Source organism: Streptomyces marokkonensis, from assembly GCF_008312835.1.
Lineage (GTDB): Bacteria > Actinomycetota > Actinomycetes > Streptomycetales > Streptomycetaceae > Streptomyces > Streptomyces marokkonensis_A.
Map to the genome: position 1 here is coordinate 18858 of NZ_VSKS01000034.1, position 21434 is coordinate 40291.

A 21434-nucleotide genomic window follows, 5' to 3' on the forward strand; every position below is an offset into this window, starting at 1 on the left:
TTGCCGATCGGTGAGGGTGGTCGGGTGACAGGCAACGGCTCCGGGGTCCACTCGGCCCCGGAGGGCTCAGCGGTGGTCGCTGCCCGCCGAGGTGACCGCCGCGCGGCCGGCCTCCAGACGGGCGACCGGGATGCGGAACGGGGAGCAGGAGACGTAGTCCAGGCCCACCTCGTGGAAGAAGTGGACGGACTCCGGGTCGCCGCCGTGCTCGCCGCAGACGCCGAGCTTCAGGTCGGGGCGGGTCTCGCGGCCGGCCTTGGCGGCGAGCTTCACCAGGGAGCCGACGCCGTCCTTGTCGATCGTCTCGAACGGCGACACCCCGAAGATGCCCTTCTCCAGGTAGGCGGTGAAGAAGCTGGCCTCCACGTCGTCCCGGGAGAAGCCCCACACCGTCTGGGTGAGGTCGTTGGTGCCGAAGGAGAAGAACTGCGCCGCCTCGGCGATCTGGCCCGCGGTCAGCGCGGCGCGCGGCAGCTCGATCATCGTGCCGATGGAGAGCTTGAGCGAGGTGCCGGTGGCCTCCTCGACCTCGGCGATGACCTTGTCGGCCTCCTCGCGGACGATCTCCAGCTCCTGGACCGTGCCGACCAGCGGGATCATGATCTCCGCGCGCGGGTCGCCCTTGGCGGCCTTGCGCTCGGCCGCCGCCTCCGCGATGGCCCGCACCTGCATGGTGAACAGACCGGGGATGACCAGGCCGAGGCGGACACCGCGCAGACCCAGCATCGGGTTCTGCTCGTGCAGCCTGTGCACGGCCTGGAGGAGGCGCAGCTCGTTCTCGTGCGGCTCCTGCCGGGACTCGGCGAGGGCAACGCGGACCGACAGTTCGGTGATGTCGGGGAGGAACTCGTGCAGCGGCGGGTCGAGCAGGCGGATGGTGACCGGGAGGCCGTCCATCGCCTCGAACAGCTCGACGAAGTCCTGCTTCTGCAGCGGGAGCAGGCCCTTCAGGGACTCCTCGCGCTCGGCCTCGGTGTCGGCCAGGATCAGCCGCTCCACCAGCTCGCGCCGGTCGCCGAGGAACATGTGCTCGGTGCGGCACAGGCCGATGCCCTGGGCGCCGAAGCGGCGGGCGCGCAGCGCGTCCTCGGCGTTGTCGGCGTTGGCGCGCACCCGCAGCCGGCGCTTGCGGTCGGCGAAGGCCATCATCCGGTGCACGGCCTCGACCAGCTCGTCGGCGTCGTCGGCGCCCGGGTGCATCCGGCCCTCGAAGTACTCGACGACCGGGGACGGCACGACCGGCACCTCGCCGAGGTAGACCTTGCCGGAGGAGCCGTCGATGGAGACGACGTCGCCCTCCTCCACCACGTGCCCGCCCGGGACGGTCATCCGGCGGCGCTTGGTGTCGACCTCGAGCTCCTCGGCGCCGCAGACACAGGTCTTGCCCATGCCGCGGGCGACGACGGCCGCGTGGGAGGTCTTGCCGCCGCGCGAGGTGAGGATGCCCTCCGCCGCGATCATGCCGTCGAGGTCGTCGGGGTTGGTCTCGCGGCGGATCAGGATGACCTTCTCGCCGGAACGCGACCACTTGACGGCGGTGTAGGAGTCGAAGACCGCCTTGCCGACCGCCGCGCCCGGGGAGGCGGCGATGCCGCGTCCGACCTGCTCGACCTTGGCGCTGTCGTCGAAGCGCGGGAACATCAGCTGGGCGAGCTGGGCGCCGTTGACGCGGGTGAGGGCCTCGGCCTCGTCGATCAGGCCCTGGTCGACGAGCTGGGTGGCGATGCGGAAGGCCGCGCCCGCGGTGCGCTTGCCGACGCGGGTCTGCAGCATCCACAGCTGGCCGCGCTCGATGGTGAACTCGATGTCGCAGAGATCCTTGTAGTGGTTCTCCAGCGTCTCCATGATCTGCATCAGCTGGTCGTACGACTTCTTGTCGATCCGCTCCAGCTCCGCGAGCGGGACGGTGTTGCGGATGCCCGCGACCACGTCCTCGCCCTGCGCGTTCTGCAGGTAGTCGCCGTAGACGCCCTGGTGGCCGGAGGCGGGGTCGCGGGTGAAGGCGACGCCGGTGCCGGAGTCGGGGCCGAGGTTGCCGAAGACCATGGAGCAGACGTTGACGGCGGTGCCCAGGTCGTGCGGAATGCGCTCCTGGCGGCGGTAGAGCTTGGCCCGGTCGCCGTTCCAGGAGTCGAAGACGGCCTTGATGGCGAGGTCCATCTGCTCGCGCGGGTCCTGCGGGAAGTCCCGGCCGGCCTCGGTCTTGACGATCTTCTTGAACTTGGTGACGAGCTTCTTGAGGTCGGCGGCCTCCAGCTCGGTGTCGACGGTGACCTTCTTGGCCGCCTTCGCCGCGTCCAGCGCATCCTCGAAGAGTTCGCCGTCCACGCCGAGGACGGTCTTGCCGAACATCTGGATGAGGCGCCGGTAGGAGTCCCAGGCGAACCGGTCGTCGCCGGCCTGCTTGGCCAGGCCCTGCACGGACTTGTCCGACAGACCGATGTTGAGGACGGTGTCCATCATGCCCGGCATGGAGAACTTGGCACCGGAGCGGACCGACACGAGGAGGGGGTTGTCGGCCTGGCCGAGCTTCTTGCCCATCTTCGCCTCGAGGGCGTCGAGGTGCGCACTCACCTCGTCACGCAGTTCCGCGGGCTCCTCGCCACTGTCGAGGTAGGTCTTGCAGGCCTCGGTGGTGATGGTGAAGCCGGGCGGGACGGGAAGGCCCAGGTTGGTCATCTCGGCGAGGTTGGCACCCTTGCCGCCGAGCAGGTCCTTGAGGTCCTTGTTGCCCTCGGTGAAGTCGTAGACGAACTTCACGCTCTCAACGCTCGTGCCCGGCTGAGCTACGTGGGGATCTTTGTTTTCCGACACGGGTCTCGACTCCTCGAGGACGCGGTGGCTGCCCTGACGGCGAGGAATGTACCCAGATCAAAGGCGTCTGGGTACGTCCACTTGTGGGTCATGCGCCTGTAACCACTCGTGCGCCAGCGGATTGAAAGTCAAAGCTTGGCAAGCGGTCACAGCCGAGTGTTTTCACTTCTTGAACGCGCCATCCCACCAACAGGGCCCCATTGCGCTCACATGAGCGGCAATCCCCACGTCTGATTTCGCTCGATGAACGATCAAGAGGTGGCACTGAGTGCCATGCTTTGAGAAGTGCAGTCGCCCAAGATCCGCTCATCTGAGCGCAACCCTTATCAAGGGTGGCGAGAATCACGCTGCCACAGCGCGCCGGATTTCACCATGCGGACCGGCTCAGGCACCGGTCGGATGAACGCACCGGTCAGCCCGCCCGTACGGAACGACGGCGGACCCGGACCCCCACGCCGGGTCCGCCTCCTCACCGGCTCGGTACGGAAGGAACCCCCGGGTTGCCCGCCTTCACACGCGTCCTCCCCCGCGTCCTCGCCCGCGCCCTCACGCGTCTGCGCGACACCCGCGACGCGCACCCCGCCGCCGCCCGCGCCCTCCGCCGGACCGTCCACGTGCTCGCGGCCGTCCTGGTCGTCGGCGCCCTCCTGATGCCGAACTCCGCCCCGGCCCTGCGGCCCGGCCGCTTCGCCGGCATCCCCGCCGAGGCGATCATCGGGGCCGTGACTCTGCTCGCCCTCCCCCGCCGGCCGCGGATCGTCGTGGCCGCCCTCTACGGGGCGGGCATCGGCGTGCTGACCGTGCTCAACCTGCTGGACATCGGGTTCACCGAGTACCTGGGCCGCGGCTTCAACGTCGTCCTCGACTGGGGACTGCTCGACGACGCCCAGTCGTACGTCGCGGACTCGATGGGCGGCACGGCGGCCACCGCCGCGGCCGTCGGCGCGGTCCTCCTCGTCCTGCTGATCGTGGCCCTCATGGCGCTGGCCACCGTCCGGCTCGGCAACCTGCTCGCCCGGCACCGCGCCCGTGCCACCCGGGGCGCTCTGACCGCGGGCACCGTGTGGGTCACCTGCACCGCCCTGGGCCTGCAGATCGCCGGTGTGCCGGTCGCCTCCGACCGGGCCGCCGGTGCGGTGAAGGGGCAGACCGAGCGCGTGGTGAACACCCTGCGCGACGAGGCGGCGTTCGCGAAGGAGGCACGGGCGGACACCTTCGGCGCCACTCCCCCCGGCCGGCTCCTGACGGACCTCCGCGGCAAGGACGTCGTCATCGCCTTCGTCGAGAGCTACGGGCGCAGCGCCCTGGAGGACCCGCTCATCGCCCCCGGCGTGACCCGCACGCTCGACACCCGCACCGCCGCGCTCGGGAGGGCCGGCTACCGCGCGCGCAGCGGCTGGCTCACCTCGTCGACGTACGGCGGCAGCAGCTGGCTCGGCCACTCCACGGCCCTGTCCGGCCTGTGGATCGACAACCAGCAGCGCTACCGCACCGTCACCAGCGGCGACCACCTCACGCTCACCAAGGCGTTCCGGAAGACCGGCGCCTGGGACACCGTGGGCATCATGCCCGGGGTGCGGAAGGCCTGGCCGGAGGCGGAGTGGTACGGCCTCGACAGGGTCCGCGACGCCTTCGGCCTGGGCTACCGGGGACCGAAGTTCAGCTGGTCGACCATGCCGGACCAGTACGCCCTGGAGGCGTTCCAGCGTCTGGAGCACGGCAGGAAGCGCGACAGGCCGCTGATGGCGGAGGTCGTCCTCACCTCCAGCCACCAGCCCTGGGCGCCGGTCCCCGAACTGGTCGACTGGGACGACCTCGGGGACGGCTCGGTCTTCGACGCCGTCCAGAAGGCGGGGAAGAAGTCCTCCGACGTCATCGCCGACTCCTCGGCGTCCCGGCGCGAGTACGGCAGGTCGATCCGGTACTCGGTCACCAGTCTCACCCAGTGGCTCGAGCGGTACGGCACCGACGACACGGTCCTCGTCTTCCTCGGCGACCACCAGCCGATCGCCCGCGTGAGCGGCCACGGGGCGAGCCGGGACGTGCCGGTGACGATCGTCGCCAAGGACCCGGAGGTCCTGGGGAAGATCGACGGCTGGAACTGGACCGAGGGGCTCAGGCCGGCCGAGGACGCGCCCGTGTGGCGGATGAGCTCCTTCCGCGACCGTTTCCTGACGGCCTACGGCTCCGTCCCGCACCCCACCGGGGACTGATCAGCCGCCGGAGGTGTCGAGCTCCGCGTCCTCGCCGACGCCGGCGCAGTCGTAGGGGTCCCTCAGCCAGCCGTCCGGCAGCACCACCCGGTTGTTGCCGGACGTACGGCCGCGAGGGCCGTCGGCGCCGGCCGGCCAGGGCTGGCCGAGGTCCAGCTCGTCGAGCCCGGCCCGCAGCTCCTCCAGCGAGGAGGTGATCGCGAGCCGCTTGCGCATCTCGGAGCCGACCGCGAAGCCCTTCAGGTACCAGGCGACGTGCTTGCGGAAGTCGATCACTCCGCGCGACTCGTCACCGATCCACTCCCCCAGCAGCGTGGCGTGCCGGACCATGACGTCGGCGACCTCGCGCAGGGTGGGCCGTACGTAGGCGTCGGTACGCCCCTCGAAGGCCGCCACCAGATCCGCGAACAGCCACGGCCGGCCCAGGCACCCCCGGCCCACGACCACGCCGTCGCAGCCGGTCTCGCGCACCATCCTGAGCGCGTCCCCGGCCGACCAGATGTCGCCGTTGCCGAGCACCGGGATCTCCGGGACGTGCTCCTTCAGCCGGGCGACGGCGTCCCAGTCGGCGGTGCCGCCGTAGTGCTGGGCGGCGGTGCGGCCGTGCAGCGCGACAGCGGTCACGCCCTCCTCGACGGCGATCCGGCCGGCGTCCAGGTAGGTCAGGTGGTCGTCGTCGATGCCCTTGCGCATCTTCATCGTCACCGGCAGGTCCCCCGCGCCGCTCACGGCCTCGCGCAGGATCGACCGCAGCAGGTTCCGCTTGTACGGGAGGGCGGAGCCGCCGCCCTTGCGGGTCACCTTCGGCACCGGGCAGCCGAAGTTGAGGTCGATGTGGTCGGCGAGGTCCTCCTCCGCGATCATGCGGACGGCCTTGCCGACGGTCGCCGGGTCGACGCCGTAGAGCTGGATGGAGCGGGGCTTCTCGGTCTCGTCGAACCTGATGAGCTGCATGGTCTTGTCGTTGCGCTCGACCAGCGCCCGGGTGGTGATCATCTCGCTGACGAACAGGCCCTTGCCGCCGCTCCACTCCCTGCACAGAGTGCGGAAGGGGGCGTTGGTGATCCCGGCCATGGGAGCGAGCACGACGGGCGGCCGGACGGCATGCGGGCCGATGCGCAGGGCCGCGTCCGCGGTCGTGTCCGTGATCGCGTTCCCGGTCGTGGTCGTGGTCGTGTTCGTGGTCGGCGAGGGCGTGGGCATTCCCCCATTGTCCCGCACGCCGCGGGGCACCGGGCACGCCGGGGCGCGGGGGTGAGCGCGTGATCAGTCCGGCGGCAGCAGCGGGACCAGCGGGGGCCACCACCCGGGGTGGTCCCGCACCAGGTCCCGCACGACCGGGCTCTGCGCCAGGATGTGCCGGCTGTACTCGGTCCACGGCTCGGCGCTGGTGCTGTCGGGCACCTTCTCGTGGACGACGAGACCACTGCTCAGCACGTCCGCCAGCAGTTCGGCGATGGTGGTGATCTCGTCCCGCTCGTCCCGTTCCCCGGGCCGCTCGGGGAGCGGCTTGCCGGCGTAGAAGTACGCGCGTGAGCCGGGCCGTTCGAGCATCAGCAGGTGCACCTCGCGCAGCGCGCGCAGGGCCATGTCGTTGGCCGTGACGGAGGCCACCGCGTTGCTGATCCCGGTCTGCTCGGCGGCCGCCCTGGTCTGCCGGGCCAGATACAGGACGGACCACACGGACACCGCCAGCGCGATCACGGCCACCAGGACGCCCACCACGTCGGCCATTCCATGCCCCCCGCTCTCCCCGCAGCAGCGCCGAGAACCGTACCGCGGCGGAATTCACTTCGGGAGAGCGCCCGTTGATGTTGCTCTTGCTGCACACTCCTTGTCGTCCCGGAAGCGGGGCAGAAGAACGGTTGCACCCGTCACCGGAGGCCGGAGGAGTCATGCCGCAGACCGACACCAGCAAGGTCAGCCGCTGGGACCTGCACGGGCGCGAGCACACCGTGCGCGTCCAGCGCACCGGCGTACAGCGCACGATCAGATGTGACACGTGCGGGTGGCGCAGAGGGGCGCAGTTCCTGCCGTGGCTCAAGGCGCAGGAGCACCTGGTGGAGGCCCACCAGGCGACGGTGGACCCCACCGCCGCCTGAGCACCCGGGCCCGCGGACCCGGTGGACGAAAACGCCCGCCCTCCAGCCGACCGGGTCGGGTGGAGGGCGGGCACAGGGCGACGAACGTCAGCAGCCGATCAGCCGGGCCGCGAGGTACCCCTCGATCTGGTCCAGCGACACCCGCTCCTGCTTCATCGTGTCGCGCTCGCGCACGGTCACCGCGTTGTCGTCCAGGGTGTCGAAGTCGACGGTCACGCAGAACGGCGTACCGATCTCGTCCTGGCGACGGTACCGGCGGCCGATGGCACCGGCGTCGTCGAACTCGATGTTCCAGTTCTGCCGCAGCGCCTGCGCCAGGCCCTTGGCCTTCGGCGACAGCTCCGGGTTGCGGGACAGCGGGAGGACGGCCACCTTCACCGGGGCGAGGCGGTGGTCGAGCCGCAGCACGGTCCGCTTCTCCATCTTGCCCTTGGCGTTGGGCGCCTCGTCCTCGACGTAGGCGTCGAGCAGGAAGGCGAGCATCGCCCGGCCGACACCGGCCGCCGGCTCGATGACGTACGGCGTCCAGCGCTCGCCGGCCTCCTGGTCGAAGAAGGACAGGTCCTGGCCGGAGGCCTTGGAGTGGGCGCCGAGGTCGTAGTCGGTGCGGTTGGCGACGCCCTCCAGCTCGCCCCACTCGCTGCCGCCGAACTGGAAGCGGTACTCGATGTCAGCGGTGCGCTTGGAGTAGTGGGAGAGCTTCTCCTGCGGGTGCTCGTACCACCGCATGTTCTCCTCGCGCATACCGAGGCCGGTGTACCAGTTCCAGCGCTGCTCCATCCAGTACTCCTGCCACTTCTCGTCCTCGCCCGGCTTGACGAAGAACTCCATCTCCATCTGCTCGAACTCGCGGGTGCGGAAGATGAAGTTGCCGGGCGTGATCTCGTTGCGGAAGGACTTGCCCATCTGGGCGATTCCGAACGGCGGCTTGCGGCGCGAAGTGGTCTGCACCTGGGCGAAGTTGGTGAAGATGCCCTGGGCGGTCTCCGGGCGCAGGTAGGCGATGGAGCCGGAGTCCTGCGTGGGGCCGAGGTGGGTGGAGAGCAGGCCCGAGAACTGCTTGGGCTCGGTGAAGGTGCCCTTGTTGCCGCAGTTGGGGCAGTTGAGGTCGGCGAGGCCGTTCTCCGGGGCGTGGCCCTTCTTCTCCTCGTACGCCTCCTCCAGGTGGTCCGCGCGGAACCGCTTGTGGCAGGAGGTGCACTCGGTCAGCGGGTCCGTGAACGTGGCGACGTGACCGGAGGCCACCCACACCTCGGGGGCCAGGATCACGGACGAGTCGATACCGACCACGTCCTCGCGCGACGTCACCATGTAGCGCCACCACTGGCGCTTGAGGTTCTCCTTGAGCTCGACACCCAGCGGCCCGTAGTCCCAGGCGGCACGCTGGCCGCCGTAGATCTCACTGCAGGGGAATACGAAGCCACGGCGCTTGCTCAGGCTGACGATGGTGTCGATCTTGTCGGCGGCCACGGTGCTCTCTTCATTACGACGACGAATACTGACGGGTGCGGCGCGTAGCGCCTCGATGAGGGGTGGTGGTCGGGAGACGGGCGGGCGAAGCGAGATTGCTTCCAGCGAAGCCCTCAGGCTACCGGCGCGGCCTGCCCCGCGACCAATTCGGTGCCCCCTGCAGCGCTCTCACGTGCCTTGTTGACAACGGTTTCCATATTTGTTGAAAATGAGTGTCATGAACGTACGACGACACCACATATCCGCGGCCGCCCTGGCCGCGGTCACCGCCCTCGGTCTCGGCACCCTGACCGCCTGCTCCTCCGACTCTGCCGCCGCGGGCAACACCGACAAGTTCGACGTCGTCGCCTCGTTCTACCCGATGGCCTTCCTCGCCGAGCAGATCGGCGGCGAGCACGTCAACGTCACCAGTCTGACCCAGCCCGGCCAGGAGCCGCACGACCTGGAGATCAGCGCCAAGCAGACCGCGCAGCTCCAGGAGTCCGACGCGGCCCTCTACCTCAAGGGCCTCCAGCCCACCGTCGACGAGGCCGTCGGCCAGTCCGAGGTCAAGACCAAGATCGACGCGAGCACCCTGACCTCCCTGGAGGAGCACGGCGCCGGGACCGGCGGCCACGAGGAGGAGCACGCGGACGAGCACGGCGCCGAGGAAGAGCCCGGCCACGAGGACGAGCACGGCCACGAGGGCGAGGGCGGCAAGGACCCCCACATCTGGCTCGACCCGGTCAAGTACGCCGAGGTCGCCGAGGGCGTCGGCAAGGCCTTCGAGAAGGCCGACCCGGACCACGCCGCCGACTACAAGAAGAACACCGAGGCCCTGGTCGGCAAGCTGAACGACCTGAACACGGAGTTCGAGACCGGCCTGAAGGACAGGAAGACCGACGTCTTCATCACCACGCACGCCGCCTTCGGCTACCTCGCCGAGCGCTACGGCCTGACCGAGGAGGCCATCAGCGGCCTCGACCCCGAGTCCGAGCCCAGCGGCGCCCGCGTGAAGGAGCTCCAGAAGACGGCGAAGGCCGACGGCGTCACCACCGTCTTCTACGAGACACTCGTCAGCGACAAGACCGCCAAGACCCTCGCCGGTGACGCCGGGCTCAAGACCGACGTCCTCGACCCGATCGAGGGCATCACCGACAGCTCCCGCGGCGACGACTACTTCCAGGTCATGGAAGCCAACCTCGAGGCCCTGCGGACGGCCCTGGGCGCCAAGTGACCGACGAACCACCGGAGGACGGCATGAGCACCGAGCCCGTCATTTCCCTGAGCGGCGTCCGCGCCGAGCTGGGCTCGCGCCCCGTCCTGCGCGGCATCGACCTCACCGTGCGCCGCGGTGAGGTCGTCGCCCTGCTCGGCGCCAACGGCTCCGGCAAGTCGACCGCCGTGCGCAGCGTCATCGGCCAAGTGCCCGTCAGCGCCGGGGAGATCGAACTGTTCGGCACCCCGCAGCGCCGGTTCCGCGACTGGGCGCGCGTGGGCTACGTCCCGCAGCGCACCACCGCCGCGGGAGGCGTGCCCGCCACGGTCACCGAGGTCGTCTCCTCGGGCCGCCTGGCCCGCACCCGCTTCGGCGTCTTCCGCAAGGCCGACCGCGAGGCCGTACGCCAGGCCCTGGACCTCGTCGGCATGGCGGGCCGCGCCAGGGACTCCGTCGACGCCCTCTCCGGCGGCCAGCACCAGCGGGTCCTGATCGCCCGCGCGCTCGCCGCCGCACCCGAACTGCTGATCATGGACGAGCCGATGGCGGGCGTGGACCTGGCGAGCCAGGAGGTGCTCGCCGAGACCCTGCGCCACCAGGTCTCCGAGGGCGCCACCGTCCTCCTCGTCCTGCACGAACTGGGCCCACTGGAGCCCTTGATCGACCGGGCGGTCGTACTCCGCGACGGCTGCGTCGCGCACGACGGCCCGCCCCCCAAGGCCGTCGGCCAGCACGCCCTGCCCGGCCACGACCACGTACACCCGCACGCCCCCGCGGGCGCCGAACCGATGCGCACAGGACTGCTCAGCTGATGGAGATCCTCGACTACGCCTTCATGCAGCGGGCGCTGCTCGCCGCCGTCCTGGTCGGCATCACCGCCCCCGCCGTCGGCATCTACCTGGTCCAGCGCCGCCAGGCCCTCATGGGCGACGGCATCGGCCACGTGGCGATGACCGGCGTCGGCCTCGGCTTCCTGCTCACCTGGTCCCCGGTGTGGATGGCGACCCTGGTCTCCGTCCTCGGCGCCGTCTTCATGGAACTGGTCCGCTGGTACGCCAAGACCCGCGGCGACATCGCCCTCGCGATGCTGTTCTACGGCGGTATGGCCGGCGGCGTCATGTTCATCAACCTCGCCCCCGGCGGCTCCACCACGAACCTCTCCTCGTTCCTCTTCGGCTCCCTGTCCACCGTGTCCGAGTCCGACGTCACGGCGATCTGCCTGCTGGCCGCGTTCGTGATGCTGGTCACCGTCGGTCTGCGCCGGCAGTTGTTCGCGGTCAGCCAGGACGAGGAGTTCGCGCGGGTGACGGGCCTGCCGGTGCGGTTCCTCAACCTGCTCACGGCGATCACGGCGGCGGTGACCGTCTCGGTCGCGATGCGCGTGGTCGGCCTGCTGCTGGTGAGCGCGCTCATGGTGGTGCCCGTGGCGGCGGCCCAGCAGCTCACCCGCAGCTTCGCCGCCACCTTCGCCATCGCCGTCGCGATCGGCGTGAGCGTGACCATCGGCGGTACGGTCACCTCGTACTACCAGGACGTGCCGCCCGGCGCGACGATCGTGCTGCTGACCATCGGCGCGTTCATCGCGCTGACCGCGCTGGCGGCCCCGCTGGCCCGCCGCCGCGCCCGGGCGCTGGCCGCCGCGCAACCCGGCGGCGACCCCGCCGAGTGCGCGATTCCGGTCAGCCGCAAGGCCGGCGACGAGGTCGGCGCCTGACTCGCCACTGCCCGGCTGGCACAATGGCCCGGGCAGATGCCAGACGTGAGGAGGCAATCCGGTGACGACCGCAGGACCGCCCGTGAAGGGCCGCGCCACACGGCAGCGCGCCGCCGTGGCGGCTTGCCTTCAGGAGGTCGACGAGTTCCGCAGCGCGCAGGAGCTCCACGACATGCTCAAGCACAAGGGCGACTCGGTCGGGCTCACCACGGTCTACCGCACGCTGCAGTCACTCGCCGACGCGGGCGAGGTCGACGTCCTGCGCACCGCCGACGGCGAGTCCGTCTACCGGCGCTGCTCCACCGGCGACCATCACCACCACCTGGTGTGCCGCAGCTGCGGCAAGGCGGTCGAGGTCGAGGGCCCGGCGGTGGAGAAGTGGGCGGAGGCCATCGCGGCGGAACACGGCTACGTCAACGTGGCCCACACGGTGGAGATCTTCGGCACGTGCGCGGAGTGCGCCGCGGGCTGAACCGAGCGCGATTCCGCCGTGGGGCTGCGGCGCGTCGGCGGCCTCGGGTGCGTTGTGGCTGGTCGCCCGGCTCCCCGCGCCCCTGGGGCGTCTTCACGGACCGCGCGACCCGCCCCGGGCACCCGTGTCAGCCCTGCTGCTCCGCCTCCGGGGCCCGCCCCTCCATCGCCAGCAGCTCCTCGTTCGGGATCGCCCCGCCGAACCGCCGGTCCCGCGACGCGAACTCCAGGCACGCCCGCCACAGATCACGCCGGTCGAAGTCCGGCCACAGGACGTCCTGGAAGACCATCTCCGCGTAGGCGCTCTGCCACAGCAGGTAGTTGGACGTGCGCTGCTCACCGCTCGGCCGCAGGAACAGGTCCACGTCCGGCATGTCCGGGTAGTACATGTACTTCTGCAGCGTCTTCTCGTTGACCTTCGACGGATCCAGCCGTCCGGCCTTCACGTCCTCGGCCAGCGCCTGCGCGGCATCCGCGATCTCCGCCCGCCCGCCGTAGTTCATGCAGAAGTACAGGGTCAGCCGGTCGTTGTCCTTCGTCTGCTCCTGGGCGACCTGCAGCTCCTTGGCCACCGACTTCCACAGCCTGGGCATCCGCCCGACCCACCGCACCCGGATCCCCAGCTCGTCGAGCTGGTCACGGGTCTTGCGGATGAAGTCGCGGTTGAAGTTCATCAGGAAGCGCACCTCGTCCGGCGAGCGCTTCCAGTTCTCCGTGGAGAAGGCGTACAGCGAGATCGCCCCCACGCCCATCTCGACCGCGCCCTGGAGCACGTCCAGCACCCGCTCGGCACCGACCTTGTGCCCCTCGGTGCGCGGCAGCCCCCGCTCCTTCGCCCAGCGCCCGTTGCCGTCCATGACGATCGCCACGTGGTTCGGGACCAGCTCGCCGGGGAGCTTCGGCGGCCGCGCGCCCGACGGGTGCGGTTCCGGCGTCCTGTACTCCCGGCGCTGACGCCCCAGGAACCCGCGTACGACCATGTGCCTCTCGTCTCCTCTGGCTGTGCGCTGCGCGCGCTACTTCTCGACGTACCGGAGCGAGCGCAGCCCACGCTCCAGATGCCAGTGCAGGTAGGCGGACACCAGCCCGCTGCCCTCCCGGACGTACCGCGCCTCGCACGCGTCCGCGGTCTCCCAGTCTCCCGTAAGCAGCGCCCCCAGGAGTTCCAGGGCCTGCGGCGAGGGTACGACGCTGCCGGGCACCCGGCAGTCGGGGCAGAGGGAACCGCCCGACGCGACCGAGAAGAAGCGGTTGGGTCCGGGCATCCCGCACTTCGCGCAGTCGGTGAAGCTGGGCGCGTACCCGTTGACGGCGAGGGAGCGCAGCAGGAACGCGTCGAGCACCAGATGCGGTGCGTGCTCGCCCCGGGCGAGCGTCCGCAGGGCGCCGACCAGCAGCAGGTACTGCTGCACCGCCGGCTCGCCCTCGTGGTCGGTGAACCGCTCGGCGGTCTCCAGCATGGCCGTGCCGGCGGTGTAGCGCGCGTAGTCCGTCACGATCCCGCCCCCGTACGGGGCGATGGTCTCGCTCTGCGTGCACAGCGGCAGGCCGCGGCCGATCAGCTCGCTGCCCTTGGAGAAGAACTGCACGTCCACGTGCGAGAACGGCTCGAGGCGCGCGCCGAACTTGGACTTCGTCCGGCGCACGCCCCTCGCCACGGCGCGTACCCGCCCGTGACCCCGCGTGAGCAAGGTGATGATCCGGTCCGCTTCACCCAGCTTCTGGGTGCGCAGCACGATGCCGTCGTCGCGGAACAGACTCATGGCGTCCATTGTCGCTTACGTTCAAGGCACCTCACCGCGACTGCGGGCATTGGCGTACGCCGTCGCCGCACGCAGCCGCTCGGCGTCGGTCGCCTGCCGTACGACGTCGGGGTCGGCGTCCCACTCGCGGCCGCCGCCGCACGGTCTCAGCTGGACGTAGGGCCCCTCGTGGCCCATGACGATGCCGATCCGCTCGGTCCCGGTGTCCACGACGTACGCGCCGACGGGCGGCTTCACCGCAGCACCGCCGCCGCGATCCGCCGCGCGGTCTCCACGGAGCACCGTCCCAGTTCGATGAGCGGACAGGGCGCCTCCCGCGCGAGACTCACCGGGTCCAGCCCCAGTGACGGCAGGGAAATTCCGGCCTTCGCGAGTGCCGCCCGCAATTCCTTCACCACGTCCTCCGCTTCTCCGACGCAGACCGCCGAGTGTTGTGCCGTCACCGTGATTCCCTTCCCTTCGTGTTTCACTCTTCGCATACCCACCGTGACGGTGCGTACTTAGACTGGGAAGGGGTTTAAGCGCTACAAGCGCGGGGCTGCACAAAGGGGTTGAGCAATGGCCAACGGTTCGCGCCGGGCGGCGTGGGAGTTCTTCGGTGCGGAACTGAAGCGACGGCGGGAGGAGGTGGGGTTCACGCAGGTGGAGCTGGGGACGCGGGTCTTCGTCTCCGGCGGCTACATCGGCCAGTTCGAACAGGCCATTCGCAAGCCGCAATTGGATGTGGCCCAGCGGATCGACGAGGCGCTGCGAACCGACGGTATTTTCGAGCGGATGTGGCGCAAGCTCATCAGGGACCAGATTTCTCTGCGGGGGCGCACCCGGCCATGGGCAAACTGATGAAGCTCATGGAGTTCGACGACGCGCCCCCAACTGTCTATACAGAAGGCGTGCTTTCGGGCAGCTTGCTGGACGAACCGGCGCTGGTGAAGCGCACTCGGGCGTCTTACGATCACATCAGGGCCGCCGCCTTGTCCTGGGAGGCGTCCCTCTCCCTGATCGAGTCGGCTGCGGAGGACTTCAGACGATGCGCGAGTTCGACCTGAGCAACGCACGCTGGCGCAAGAGCACCCACAGCGACGGCAACGGAGGCGAGTGCCTCGAGGTCGCATACGACTTCCCCGGCGCCGCCCGCTGGCGCAAGAGCACGTACAGCGGCGGCGACGGCGGCGAGGCATGCCTCGAAGTGGCCGACGGAGTCCCCGGTGTCGTCCCCGTCCGGGACAGCAAGCTGAACGGCGGCCCCGTGATCGTCGTCCGGTCGGCCGCCTGGGCGCAGTTCGTACGCGGCGTCAGGGTCCGCCGGGACCTGTCTGACCATTGATCTCGGGCGAGGCCGCTGGTGCCGCACGGCGGCGAGGACCGCGCCGCGGCGGACATGGTGGTGGGCCGGCGGGCCGAGTGCGTCGGCCCGCCGGCCCGGTACGTCGGAGCCGGGCTCAGCTCAGGACCGCGCCGAGTGCCAGGAAGCCGGCGACCGCCACCAGCAGCATGCCCATGAGGGGTGCCATGAAGCGCAGGTACTGGTCGTAGCGGACCTTGGCCAGGGCAAGGCCGCCCATGACGACGGCGGAGGTGGGGGTGATGAGGTTCACCCATCCCGAGGCCGACTGGTAGGCGGTGACCACCAGGGCCCGGCTGACTCCGGCGAAGTCGGCCAGCGGCGCGAGGATGGGCATGGCGAGGGCCGCGTGGCCGGAGGAGGAGGGGACGAAGAACGCCAGAGGGAGGTTCACCCCGAACATCAGGACGGCGAACACGCCGGACGATGTGCCGGACACCGCCCCGTGCAGGGTGTCGAGGATGGTGTCGGTGACGCTGGCGTTGTTCATGATGACGGTGACACCGCGCGCCAGCATGACGATCATGGCCGCACCGATGAAGTCCCCGGCGCCGGCGGTGATGGCCTCCGCGGTGCCCTTCTCCCGCAGGCCGCCGACCAGCCCGACGAGGATGGACGCGACGATGAACAGGGCGGCGAGCTCGGGGAAGTACCAGCCGAGGGTGGGCAGGAAGGTGATGTGCAGATCGGCCCAGGGAACCACGGCGAAGATCATGAAGAGGAAGGTGGCCGTGAAGAGCCCCAGGACGGTGCGCTGACGACGGGTGAGCTCCACCTGGCCGCCGCCCTCGGCCTGGAGGCGGTGGTCGTCCTCGGTGAGCGGGGTCAGGGAGCGGGTGGGGTCAGCGGTGATGCGGCGGGCGTAGCGCAGCACGTACGCGGCTGCCAGCGCCGTCAGGCAGGCCCACATCGCCAGGCGCAGCAGGATGCCGTCACCGGTACCGATGCCGGCGCTGTCGGAGGCCACTCCGGTGGCGAACGGGTTCACGGTGGAGGCGAGGGTGCCGACTCCGGCGCCGACCATGATGACGGTCGCGGCGACCATACGGTCGTAACCCAGGCCCAGCATCAGCGGGATCATGAGCCCGTAGAAGCCGAGGGTTTCCTCCGCCATGCCGTAGGTGGTGCCGCCGAGGGAGAACACCGCCATGAGAACGACGAGCAGCACCGCTCGGTGGTGGCGCAGGCGTTGGGCGAGACGTGCGACTCCGGCGGTGAGGGCGCCGGTGCGCATGGTGACGGTGATGAAGGCGCCCACGGCCAGGATGAAGAGGAACACTCCGGCGGCGCCCGCGAAGATCCCGGTGGCCCCGGGGGTGGTGAGACCGCTCTGGGTGTCGGTGACCCCGTACAGGCCGTTGACCGGTGAGAGGAACAGGTCCTTGAGCCGCTCCCAGAAGCCGGTGGTCACCTCCACCGAACGGTAGGTGCCGGGGACGGGGCTGCCGTCCTTCGTGTCGTAGCGTCCGGCGGGCAGCACGAAGGTCAGGGCCCAGACCGCGACGGTGACCACTATCAGGACGGTGAACGCGGAGGGGAAGGAGAAGCGCCGCTTCGTGGGCGCGGTGCCGGCGGCGGGATCGGGGGCTGTGGGAGTGGTGCCGAGGCTCATCTCAGGTCCTCATGTGCGTCAAGGCGGCCGTCGAGGTCACGGCCGGTGGGTGTGACGACGGTGCCGGCGGTCCCGTCGAGGATGGCGCGGGCGTCCTGGAGGGCACCGATGGCTGCCGTGCCGCCGGTGAGTTCCACGAACCGGCACACGGCGTCGACCTTGGGGCCCATCGATCCCGCCGGGAAGTGCTGGGCTCGCAGCGCCGCGGGGGTGGTCCGGCCGATGGGTTCGGCCTCGGAGGTGCCGTAGTGGAGCGAGACGTGGGGAACGTCGGTGAGCAGCAGCAGGGCGTCGGCGTCGAGCGCCTCGGCCAGGAGGGCCGCGGTGAGGTCCTTGTCCACCACCGCTTCGACACCGGCCAACTGCCCCTGCTCGTCCCGGATGACCGGTACGCCGCCGCCTCCGGCGCACACGGCCACCGCTCCCGACTGGAGCAGCAGCCGGATCAGCCGGGTCTCCACGACCCTCTGCGGGCGGGGCGAGGGTACGACGCGCCGCCAGTGCGTGCCGTCCTGCTTGACCGTCCAGCCCCGCTCCGCGGCGAGATGCTCGGCCTCATCCCGGTCGTAGACGGGGCCGACGAACTTGGCCGGGTCGGCGAAGGCGGGGTCGGCCGCGGAGACCAGGGTCTGGTTCAGCAGGGCGCACACCTGGCGGCCGGGCAGGGCGTTCTGCAGGGACTGCAGGAGCCAGTAGCCGATCATGCCCTGGGTCTCCGCGCCCAGGACGTCGAAGGGGTAGGGGCTGCTCAGGGAGCGGTCCGCGGCGCTCTCCAGGGCGAGGACGCCGACCTGAGGGCCGTTGCCGTGGGTGATGACGAGCTCGTGCTCACGGGCGAGCGGGGCGAGGGCCGCCACGGCGGCGCGGACGTTGGCGAGCTGCACGGCGGCGTCCGGCCGCTCCTCGCGGCGGAGCAGGGCGTTGCCGCCCAGGGCGACGACGACACGCATGAGTGTTCTCCAGGGGGTGGGCGGCGGGCGGGGTCAGTCGGCGAGGGTGGCGACGAGAACCGCCTTGATGGTGTGAAGCCGGTTCTCGGCCTGGTCGAACACGATGGAGTGGGAGGACTCGAACACCTCGTCGGTGACCTCCAGCGCGGTCATGCCGGTGCGGGCGGCGATCTTCGCGCCGACGGTGGTGTCGCTGTTGTGGAAGGCCGGAAGGCAGTGCATGAACTTCACCCGCGGGTTCCCGGTCGCCTGAAGGACGGCGGAGGTGACCTGGTAGGGCTTGAGCAGGGCGATGCGTTCGTCCCACAGCTCCGGCGGCTCCCCCATCGACAGCCAGACGTCGGTGTAGACGAAGTCGGCACCGGCTCCGCCTTCGGCCACGTCCTCGGTGAGCGTGATCCGCGCGCCGGTGCCGGCTGCCACCTTGCGTGCCTCGTCGACTATGTCAGGGGCGTTGTGCAGGGAGCTGGGGCCGATCATGCGTACGTCCATACCGAGCATCGCCGCGGTGATCAGCAGTGAGTTGCCGACGTTGTTGCGTGCGTCCCCCAGGTAGGCGAAGGACACCTGCTGCAGCGGCTTGTCGGTGTGTTCCCACATGGTGAGCACGTCGGCGAGCGACTGGGTGGGATGCCACTGGTCGGTCAGCCCGTTCCACACCGGCACGCCGGCGTACTGGGCCAGCTCCTCCACCAGGCGCTGGTCGCTGCCCCGGTACTCGATGCCGTCGTAGTAGCGGCCCAGCACCCGGGCGGTGTCCTTGATCGATTCCTTGTGTCCGAGCTGCGAGCTCGAGGGCTCCAGGTAGGTCACATGCGCGCCCTGCTGATGGGCAGCCACTTCGAACGCGCAGCGGGTACGCGTCGAGGTCTTCTCGAAGATGACGGCGATGTTCTTGCCGCGCAGCCGCTGCTCCTCGCAACCGCCGCGGCGGTCCGCCTTGATCCGTGCGGACAACTCCAGCAGGTGGCGGAACTCCTCCGGGGTGAAGTCGAGTTCCTTGAGGAAGGTGCGGTGGCTCAGGTCGACGGACATGTTAGAACTCCTGGGGACGTGTGTCGGGGCGTGAAGGGACGGGGCGGCAGGACGCCGGTGTGCGCTCAGGCGGCTTCTCGTTCGATGGGACAGCTCATGCAGCGCGGGCCGCCACGGCCCCGGCCGAGCTCGTTGCCGCGCACGGTGACGACCTCGATCCCGTTCTTGCGCAAGTAGGTGTTGGTGGTGACGTTGCGCTCGTAGGCGACGACCACCCCGGGCTCCACGGCCAGCACGTTGCAGCCGTCGTCCCATTGCTCCCGCTCGGCGGAACGCACGTCCTGGCTGGGTGTGAGCACGTTGATGGACGGCAGTCCCAGGGCATCCGCGATGGCCTGGTCCATGTACTCGGGCGCGTGGTCCGTGATCTTCAGTCCCTGCCCGCCCGTGCCGGGTTCGATCGTGGATGCCGGCAGCATGCCCAGGCCGGCGTAACGGGTGAACGTGTCACCGCTCACCATCGTCATCACGGTGTCCAGGTGCATGAAGCTGCGGCGTTTCGGCATGTTGACCGCCACCACCCGCCGGGCGGAGCCCGCGGTGAACATCCGCAGCGCCAGGTTCTCCACCGCCTGCGGGGTGGTGCGCTCGCTCATCCCGACGAGTACGGCGCCGTTGCCGATGACCAGGACGTCGCCGCCCTCGATGGTGGCGGGGTAGGCCCCTTCACCGTCGGTCCATCGGTGGAACTCGCCCTTGTCGAAGAGGGGATGGTGACGGTAGATGGCCTCGAAGTGGACTGTCTCGCTGCGGCGGGCGCGCTTGCTCATCGGGTTGATGCTCACCCCGTCGTACACCCAGCACGACGTGTCGCGCGTGAAGAGGTGGTTGGGCAGCGGTGCGAGGAGGAAGTCATCGGGGGCCATGGCGTGGAGCCGGACGCTCGGTATGGTCCCGACGCGCTCGAGCAGTTCGCCTTTGGTGACACCACCGATGAGGCAGGTGGTGAGCGCGGCCGGCTCCAGGGAGTCGAAGTACGCGCGGAAACGGCCGGTGGCCAGGGCGCCGAACTCCCGGTCGTCGAAGACGCGCTCCATGACCAGCTGCCGCGCGGCGGGCAGTGCCAGCGTCTCGGTCAGCAGGTCCGCGAGGAGGTGGACGCGCACGCCACGATCACGAAGTGTGTCGGCGAAGGCGTCGTGCTCCTCGCGGGCGCGCTTGACCCACAGCACGTCGTCGAAAAGGAGCTCGTCCTTGTTGGTGGGTGTCAGGCGTTTCAACTCGAGGTCCGGCCGGTGAAGGATGACCTGCTTGAGGCGGCCCGTCTCGGAGTCGACGTGGAAGGACATGGAACCCCCGTGAGGTCGGTTTCTGCGTGTCCCGGACACAGGGCACGTGACGTGCGTCCGGGCGTCTGCGGGACAGACACCCGGGAGCACTTGAACCCTGTCACTCGCGGCTCACCGAACGCGGACGGCAACAGGCCTTGGTGTCCGGCCGTGCGGTACACGGCGGAGGGGGCCGGTTCGTCGGGTGCGCAGGGCCCTTCGGCCCCTGGGTATCGGCGGAAGGGCGGGCGCGCCGGGTCCTGTGGTGCGAACATGGGGCTCCGTCACGTGTCCTCGTGCGGCACCACGGCCACAGGGGACACGTAGTGGTGCGGCGCTGCGTGCGTGACGGAGCCCAGGTGGGCGCGCGTTGGGCCCGGCGTGTGCGGAGGGGCGTCGGCCCGGTCATGTGCGGGACGCCCGGGCCGGCACAGCGCGGCAACGGGCACTGAGGGGGCATCGTGGTGCCAGGGCTGCGGAGCAACCACAGGAGCAACCACAGGAGCAACTATCGAACAGGTCCTGCTTCTAGGGGGCGAGGGCCGGGGTCCTGGGGGCGGTCGCCAGGCGCAGGCCGAGGTCGACCAGGGTCCAGCCGAGGCGGGTGCGCAGGCGCCGCGGGCGCCCGGCCGCGGCGGCGAGGCGGTACGCGTCGGCCTCCGCACGGAGATCCGCGGCACGGACGTGGTGCAGGGCGAGACGGGTCTCCGGGTGCATCGGGCAGCCTCTCAATCCGTACGGACGGGGAAGACGTGGTGGTGGACGCGCACCTGTTCGGCGTCCGGCGCACCGTCGTCGGGGGCCTGCGCGCGGTAGCTCTCCACGAGGGCGTGCACCTTGTGGATCAGTTCCTCCGCCAGTTCCGGCGTGAGGCGCAGCGTCCAGTCGCTCAGGTCCGACGCGCGGCGCCAGGCCTCCGACCACTCGTTGCCGGTGCCGAGCCAGGTCGCGATCTCCTGGGTGTGATGGTTGGCGACCTCGTGCAGGAACAGGTCGGCGGCGCCTCGCACCTGGGGATCGCGGTCCTTGAGCAGCGCGTCGTCGAAGCTCACTCCCGCGTGGACCGCCCTCCACCACCGCTCCCGCCCCTTGCCGTGCTCCGGCGCGTCCTCCACGAACCCGTGGACGGCGAGCTGACGCAGGTGGTAGCTGGTGGCGCCGCTGGACTGGCCGAGTCTCGCGGCCAGTTGGGAAGCGGTGGCCGGCCCGCCACGCCGCAGCGCGCTCAGCAGCTGCATGCGCAGGGGGTGCGCGAGACCGCGCAGTGAGCGCGCGTCCAGGCTGTGGAGCTTGGGGTCCTGTGGATCCTGGGGATCACCGGGCTTGTCCATGGGTGCGAAGATAGCGTTGCAAAGAAATCTATGCAACTACTTCTTTGCAACCCTCTCTTTGCATGTCGATGAACTGCCTGTCGATGAACTGCCGATGACGCCGTTGGCGTGACGTTTCACCGCGGTCGCAACCGGAGCGGGTGCGGGCGGG

The 21434-nt window shown here is 70.2% G+C and carries 21 protein-coding genes and 1 pseudogene; 8 read left to right on the forward strand and 14 right to left on the reverse strand.

The features are described 5' to 3' along the window. Positions 1 to 66 precede the first annotated feature (66 nt). The gene (ppdK, locus tag F1615_RS34505; RefSeq protein ID WP_149552991.1) at positions 67 to 2814 is read right to left on the reverse strand and encodes a pyruvate, phosphate dikinase; all 2748 of its coding nucleotides are present in this window, start codon (positions 2812 to 2814) and stop codon (positions 67 to 69) included. Positions 2815 to 3314: 500 nt separating this feature from the next. Between ppdK and F1615_RS34510 the strand changes: the two genes are divergently transcribed. After that, complete coding sequence (locus F1615_RS34510) at positions 3315 to 5027, forward strand: CDP-alcohol phosphatidyltransferase (RefSeq protein WP_425385679.1); 1713 nt, start codon at positions 3315 to 3317, stop codon at positions 5025 to 5027. On the opposite strand, the gene dusB is transcribed toward F1615_RS34510, so the two are convergent. Both dusB and F1615_RS34520 read right to left on the reverse strand, forming a co-directional pair. After that, positions 5028 to 6230 (reverse strand): tRNA dihydrouridine synthase DusB, encoded by a 1203-nt coding sequence (dusB, locus tag F1615_RS34515; protein ID WP_149552992.1) that lies wholly within the window; start codon positions 6228 to 6230, stop codon positions 5028 to 5030. Positions 6231 to 6293: 63 nt separating this feature from the next. Continuing rightward, complete coding sequence (locus F1615_RS34520) at positions 6294 to 6761, reverse strand: hypothetical protein (RefSeq protein ID WP_149552993.1); 468 nt, start codon at positions 6759 to 6761, stop codon at positions 6294 to 6296. A 161-nt stretch (positions 6762 to 6922) separates the two neighbouring features. Between F1615_RS34520 and F1615_RS34525 the strand changes: the two genes are divergently transcribed. Continuing rightward, the gene (locus F1615_RS34525) at positions 6923 to 7129 is read left to right on the forward strand and encodes a hypothetical protein (protein WP_149552994.1); all 207 of its coding nucleotides are present in this window, start codon (positions 6923 to 6925) and stop codon (positions 7127 to 7129) included. Between the two features lie 87 nt (positions 7130 to 7216). On the opposite strand, the gene F1615_RS34530 is transcribed toward F1615_RS34525, so the two are convergent. Continuing rightward, the gene (locus F1615_RS34530) at positions 7217 to 8599 is read right to left on the reverse strand and encodes a glycine--tRNA ligase (RefSeq protein WP_149552995.1); all 1383 of its coding nucleotides are present in this window, start codon (positions 8597 to 8599) and stop codon (positions 7217 to 7219) included. Between the two features lie 217 nt (positions 8600 to 8816). Here F1615_RS34530 and F1615_RS34535 point away from each other — a divergent pair, with 217 nt between their 5' ends. From F1615_RS34535 to F1615_RS34550, 4 genes are all read left to right on the forward strand, one after another. Then, a complete protein-coding gene (locus tag F1615_RS34535; RefSeq protein WP_149552996.1) occupies positions 8817 to 9815 on the forward strand; it encodes a metal ABC transporter substrate-binding protein in 999 nt (332 codons plus the stop codon). A 23-nt stretch (positions 9816 to 9838) separates the two neighbouring features. Next, positions 9839 to 10609, forward strand: a complete 771-nt coding sequence (locus tag F1615_RS34540) for a metal ABC transporter ATP-binding protein (RefSeq protein ID WP_149552997.1) — start codon at positions 9839 to 9841, stop codon at positions 10607 to 10609. Further along, positions 10609 to 11511, forward strand: a complete 903-nt coding sequence (locus F1615_RS34545) for a metal ABC transporter permease (protein WP_149552998.1) — start codon at positions 10609 to 10611, stop codon at positions 11509 to 11511. The genes F1615_RS34540 and F1615_RS34545 overlap by 1 nt, the downstream gene beginning before the upstream one ends. Before the next feature lie 61 nt (positions 11512 to 11572). Continuing rightward, positions 11573 to 11983 carry a Fur family transcriptional regulator gene (locus F1615_RS34550; protein WP_037935665.1) on the forward strand — a complete coding sequence of 137 codons (411 nt, stop codon included), beginning with the start codon at positions 11573 to 11575 and terminating at the stop codon, positions 11981 to 11983. 127 nt (positions 11984 to 12110) lie between these two features. On the opposite strand, the gene F1615_RS34555 is transcribed toward F1615_RS34550, so the two are convergent. Genes F1615_RS34555 through F1615_RS34570 form a run of 4 tightly spaced genes read right to left on the reverse strand, consistent with a single transcriptional unit; the run spans position 12111 to position 14188 of the window. Next, entirely contained in the window at positions 12111 to 12962 is an 852-nt protein-coding gene (locus F1615_RS34555; protein WP_149552999.1) for an isoprenyl transferase, read from the reverse strand. Between the two features lie 36 nt (positions 12963 to 12998). After that, complete coding sequence (gene recO, locus F1615_RS34560) at positions 12999 to 13745, reverse strand: DNA repair protein RecO (RefSeq protein ID WP_149553000.1); 747 nt, start codon at positions 13743 to 13745, stop codon at positions 12999 to 13001. Positions 13746 to 13766: 21 nt separating this feature from the next. Then, the gene (locus F1615_RS34565) at positions 13767 to 13982 is read right to left on the reverse strand and encodes a hypothetical protein (RefSeq protein WP_037935672.1); all 216 of its coding nucleotides are present in this window, start codon (positions 13980 to 13982) and stop codon (positions 13767 to 13769) included. Beyond that, positions 13979 to 14188: a hypothetical protein gene (locus F1615_RS34570; RefSeq protein WP_149553001.1), complete on the reverse strand. Its 210-nt coding sequence runs from the start codon at positions 14186 to 14188 to the stop codon at positions 13979 to 13981. The genes F1615_RS34565 and F1615_RS34570 overlap by 4 nt, the downstream gene beginning before the upstream one ends. Positions 14189 to 14303: 115 nt before the next feature. Between F1615_RS34570 and F1615_RS34575 the strand changes: the two are divergent. Both F1615_RS34575 and F1615_RS34580 read left to right on the forward strand, forming a co-directional pair. Continuing rightward, a pseudogene (locus F1615_RS34575) lies at positions 14304 to 14791 on the forward strand (Scr1 family TA system antitoxin-like transcriptional regulator). Beyond that, on the forward strand, positions 14773 to 15069 hold the full coding sequence (locus tag F1615_RS34580; protein ID WP_149553002.1) for a DUF397 domain-containing protein: 297 nt from the start codon (positions 14773 to 14775) through the stop codon (positions 15067 to 15069). The pseudogene F1615_RS34575 and the gene F1615_RS34580 overlap by 19 nt, the downstream one beginning before the upstream one ends. A 115-nt stretch (positions 15070 to 15184) precedes the next feature. Here F1615_RS34580 and F1615_RS34585 read toward each other — a convergent pair whose 3' ends face one another. The 6 genes from F1615_RS34585 to F1615_RS34615 all read right to left on the reverse strand — a co-directional run bounded on the left by F1615_RS34585 (position 15185) and on the right by F1615_RS34615 (position 21283). Continuing rightward, the gene (locus tag F1615_RS34585; protein WP_149553003.1) at positions 15185 to 16699 is read right to left on the reverse strand and encodes a YfcC family protein; all 1515 of its coding nucleotides are present in this window, start codon (positions 16697 to 16699) and stop codon (positions 15185 to 15187) included. Then, on the reverse strand, positions 16696 to 17649 hold the full coding sequence (locus F1615_RS34590) for a carbamate kinase (RefSeq protein ID WP_149553004.1): 954 nt from the start codon (positions 17647 to 17649) through the stop codon (positions 16696 to 16698). Before F1615_RS34590 ends, F1615_RS34585 begins: the two co-directional genes overlap by 4 nt. Positions 17650 to 17682: 33 nt before the next feature. Next, complete coding sequence (gene argF, locus F1615_RS34595; protein ID WP_149553005.1) at positions 17683 to 18684, reverse strand: ornithine carbamoyltransferase; 1002 nt, start codon at positions 18682 to 18684, stop codon at positions 17683 to 17685. A gap of 65 nt (positions 18685 to 18749) precedes the next feature. Then, positions 18750 to 19973, reverse strand: coding sequence for an arginine deiminase (locus tag F1615_RS34600; RefSeq protein WP_149553006.1), 1224 nt, complete (start codon positions 19971 to 19973; stop codon positions 18750 to 18752). 507 nt (positions 19974 to 20480) lie between these two features. After that, positions 20481 to 20669 (reverse strand): hypothetical protein, encoded by a 189-nt coding sequence (locus F1615_RS34610; protein WP_149553007.1) that lies wholly within the window; start codon positions 20667 to 20669, stop codon positions 20481 to 20483. 11 nt (positions 20670 to 20680) lie between these two features. Beyond that, a complete protein-coding gene (locus F1615_RS34615) occupies positions 20681 to 21283 on the reverse strand; it encodes an ArsR/SmtB family transcription factor (RefSeq protein ID WP_149553008.1) in 603 nt (200 codons plus the stop codon). Between the last annotated feature and the right edge of the window lie 151 nt (positions 21284 to 21434).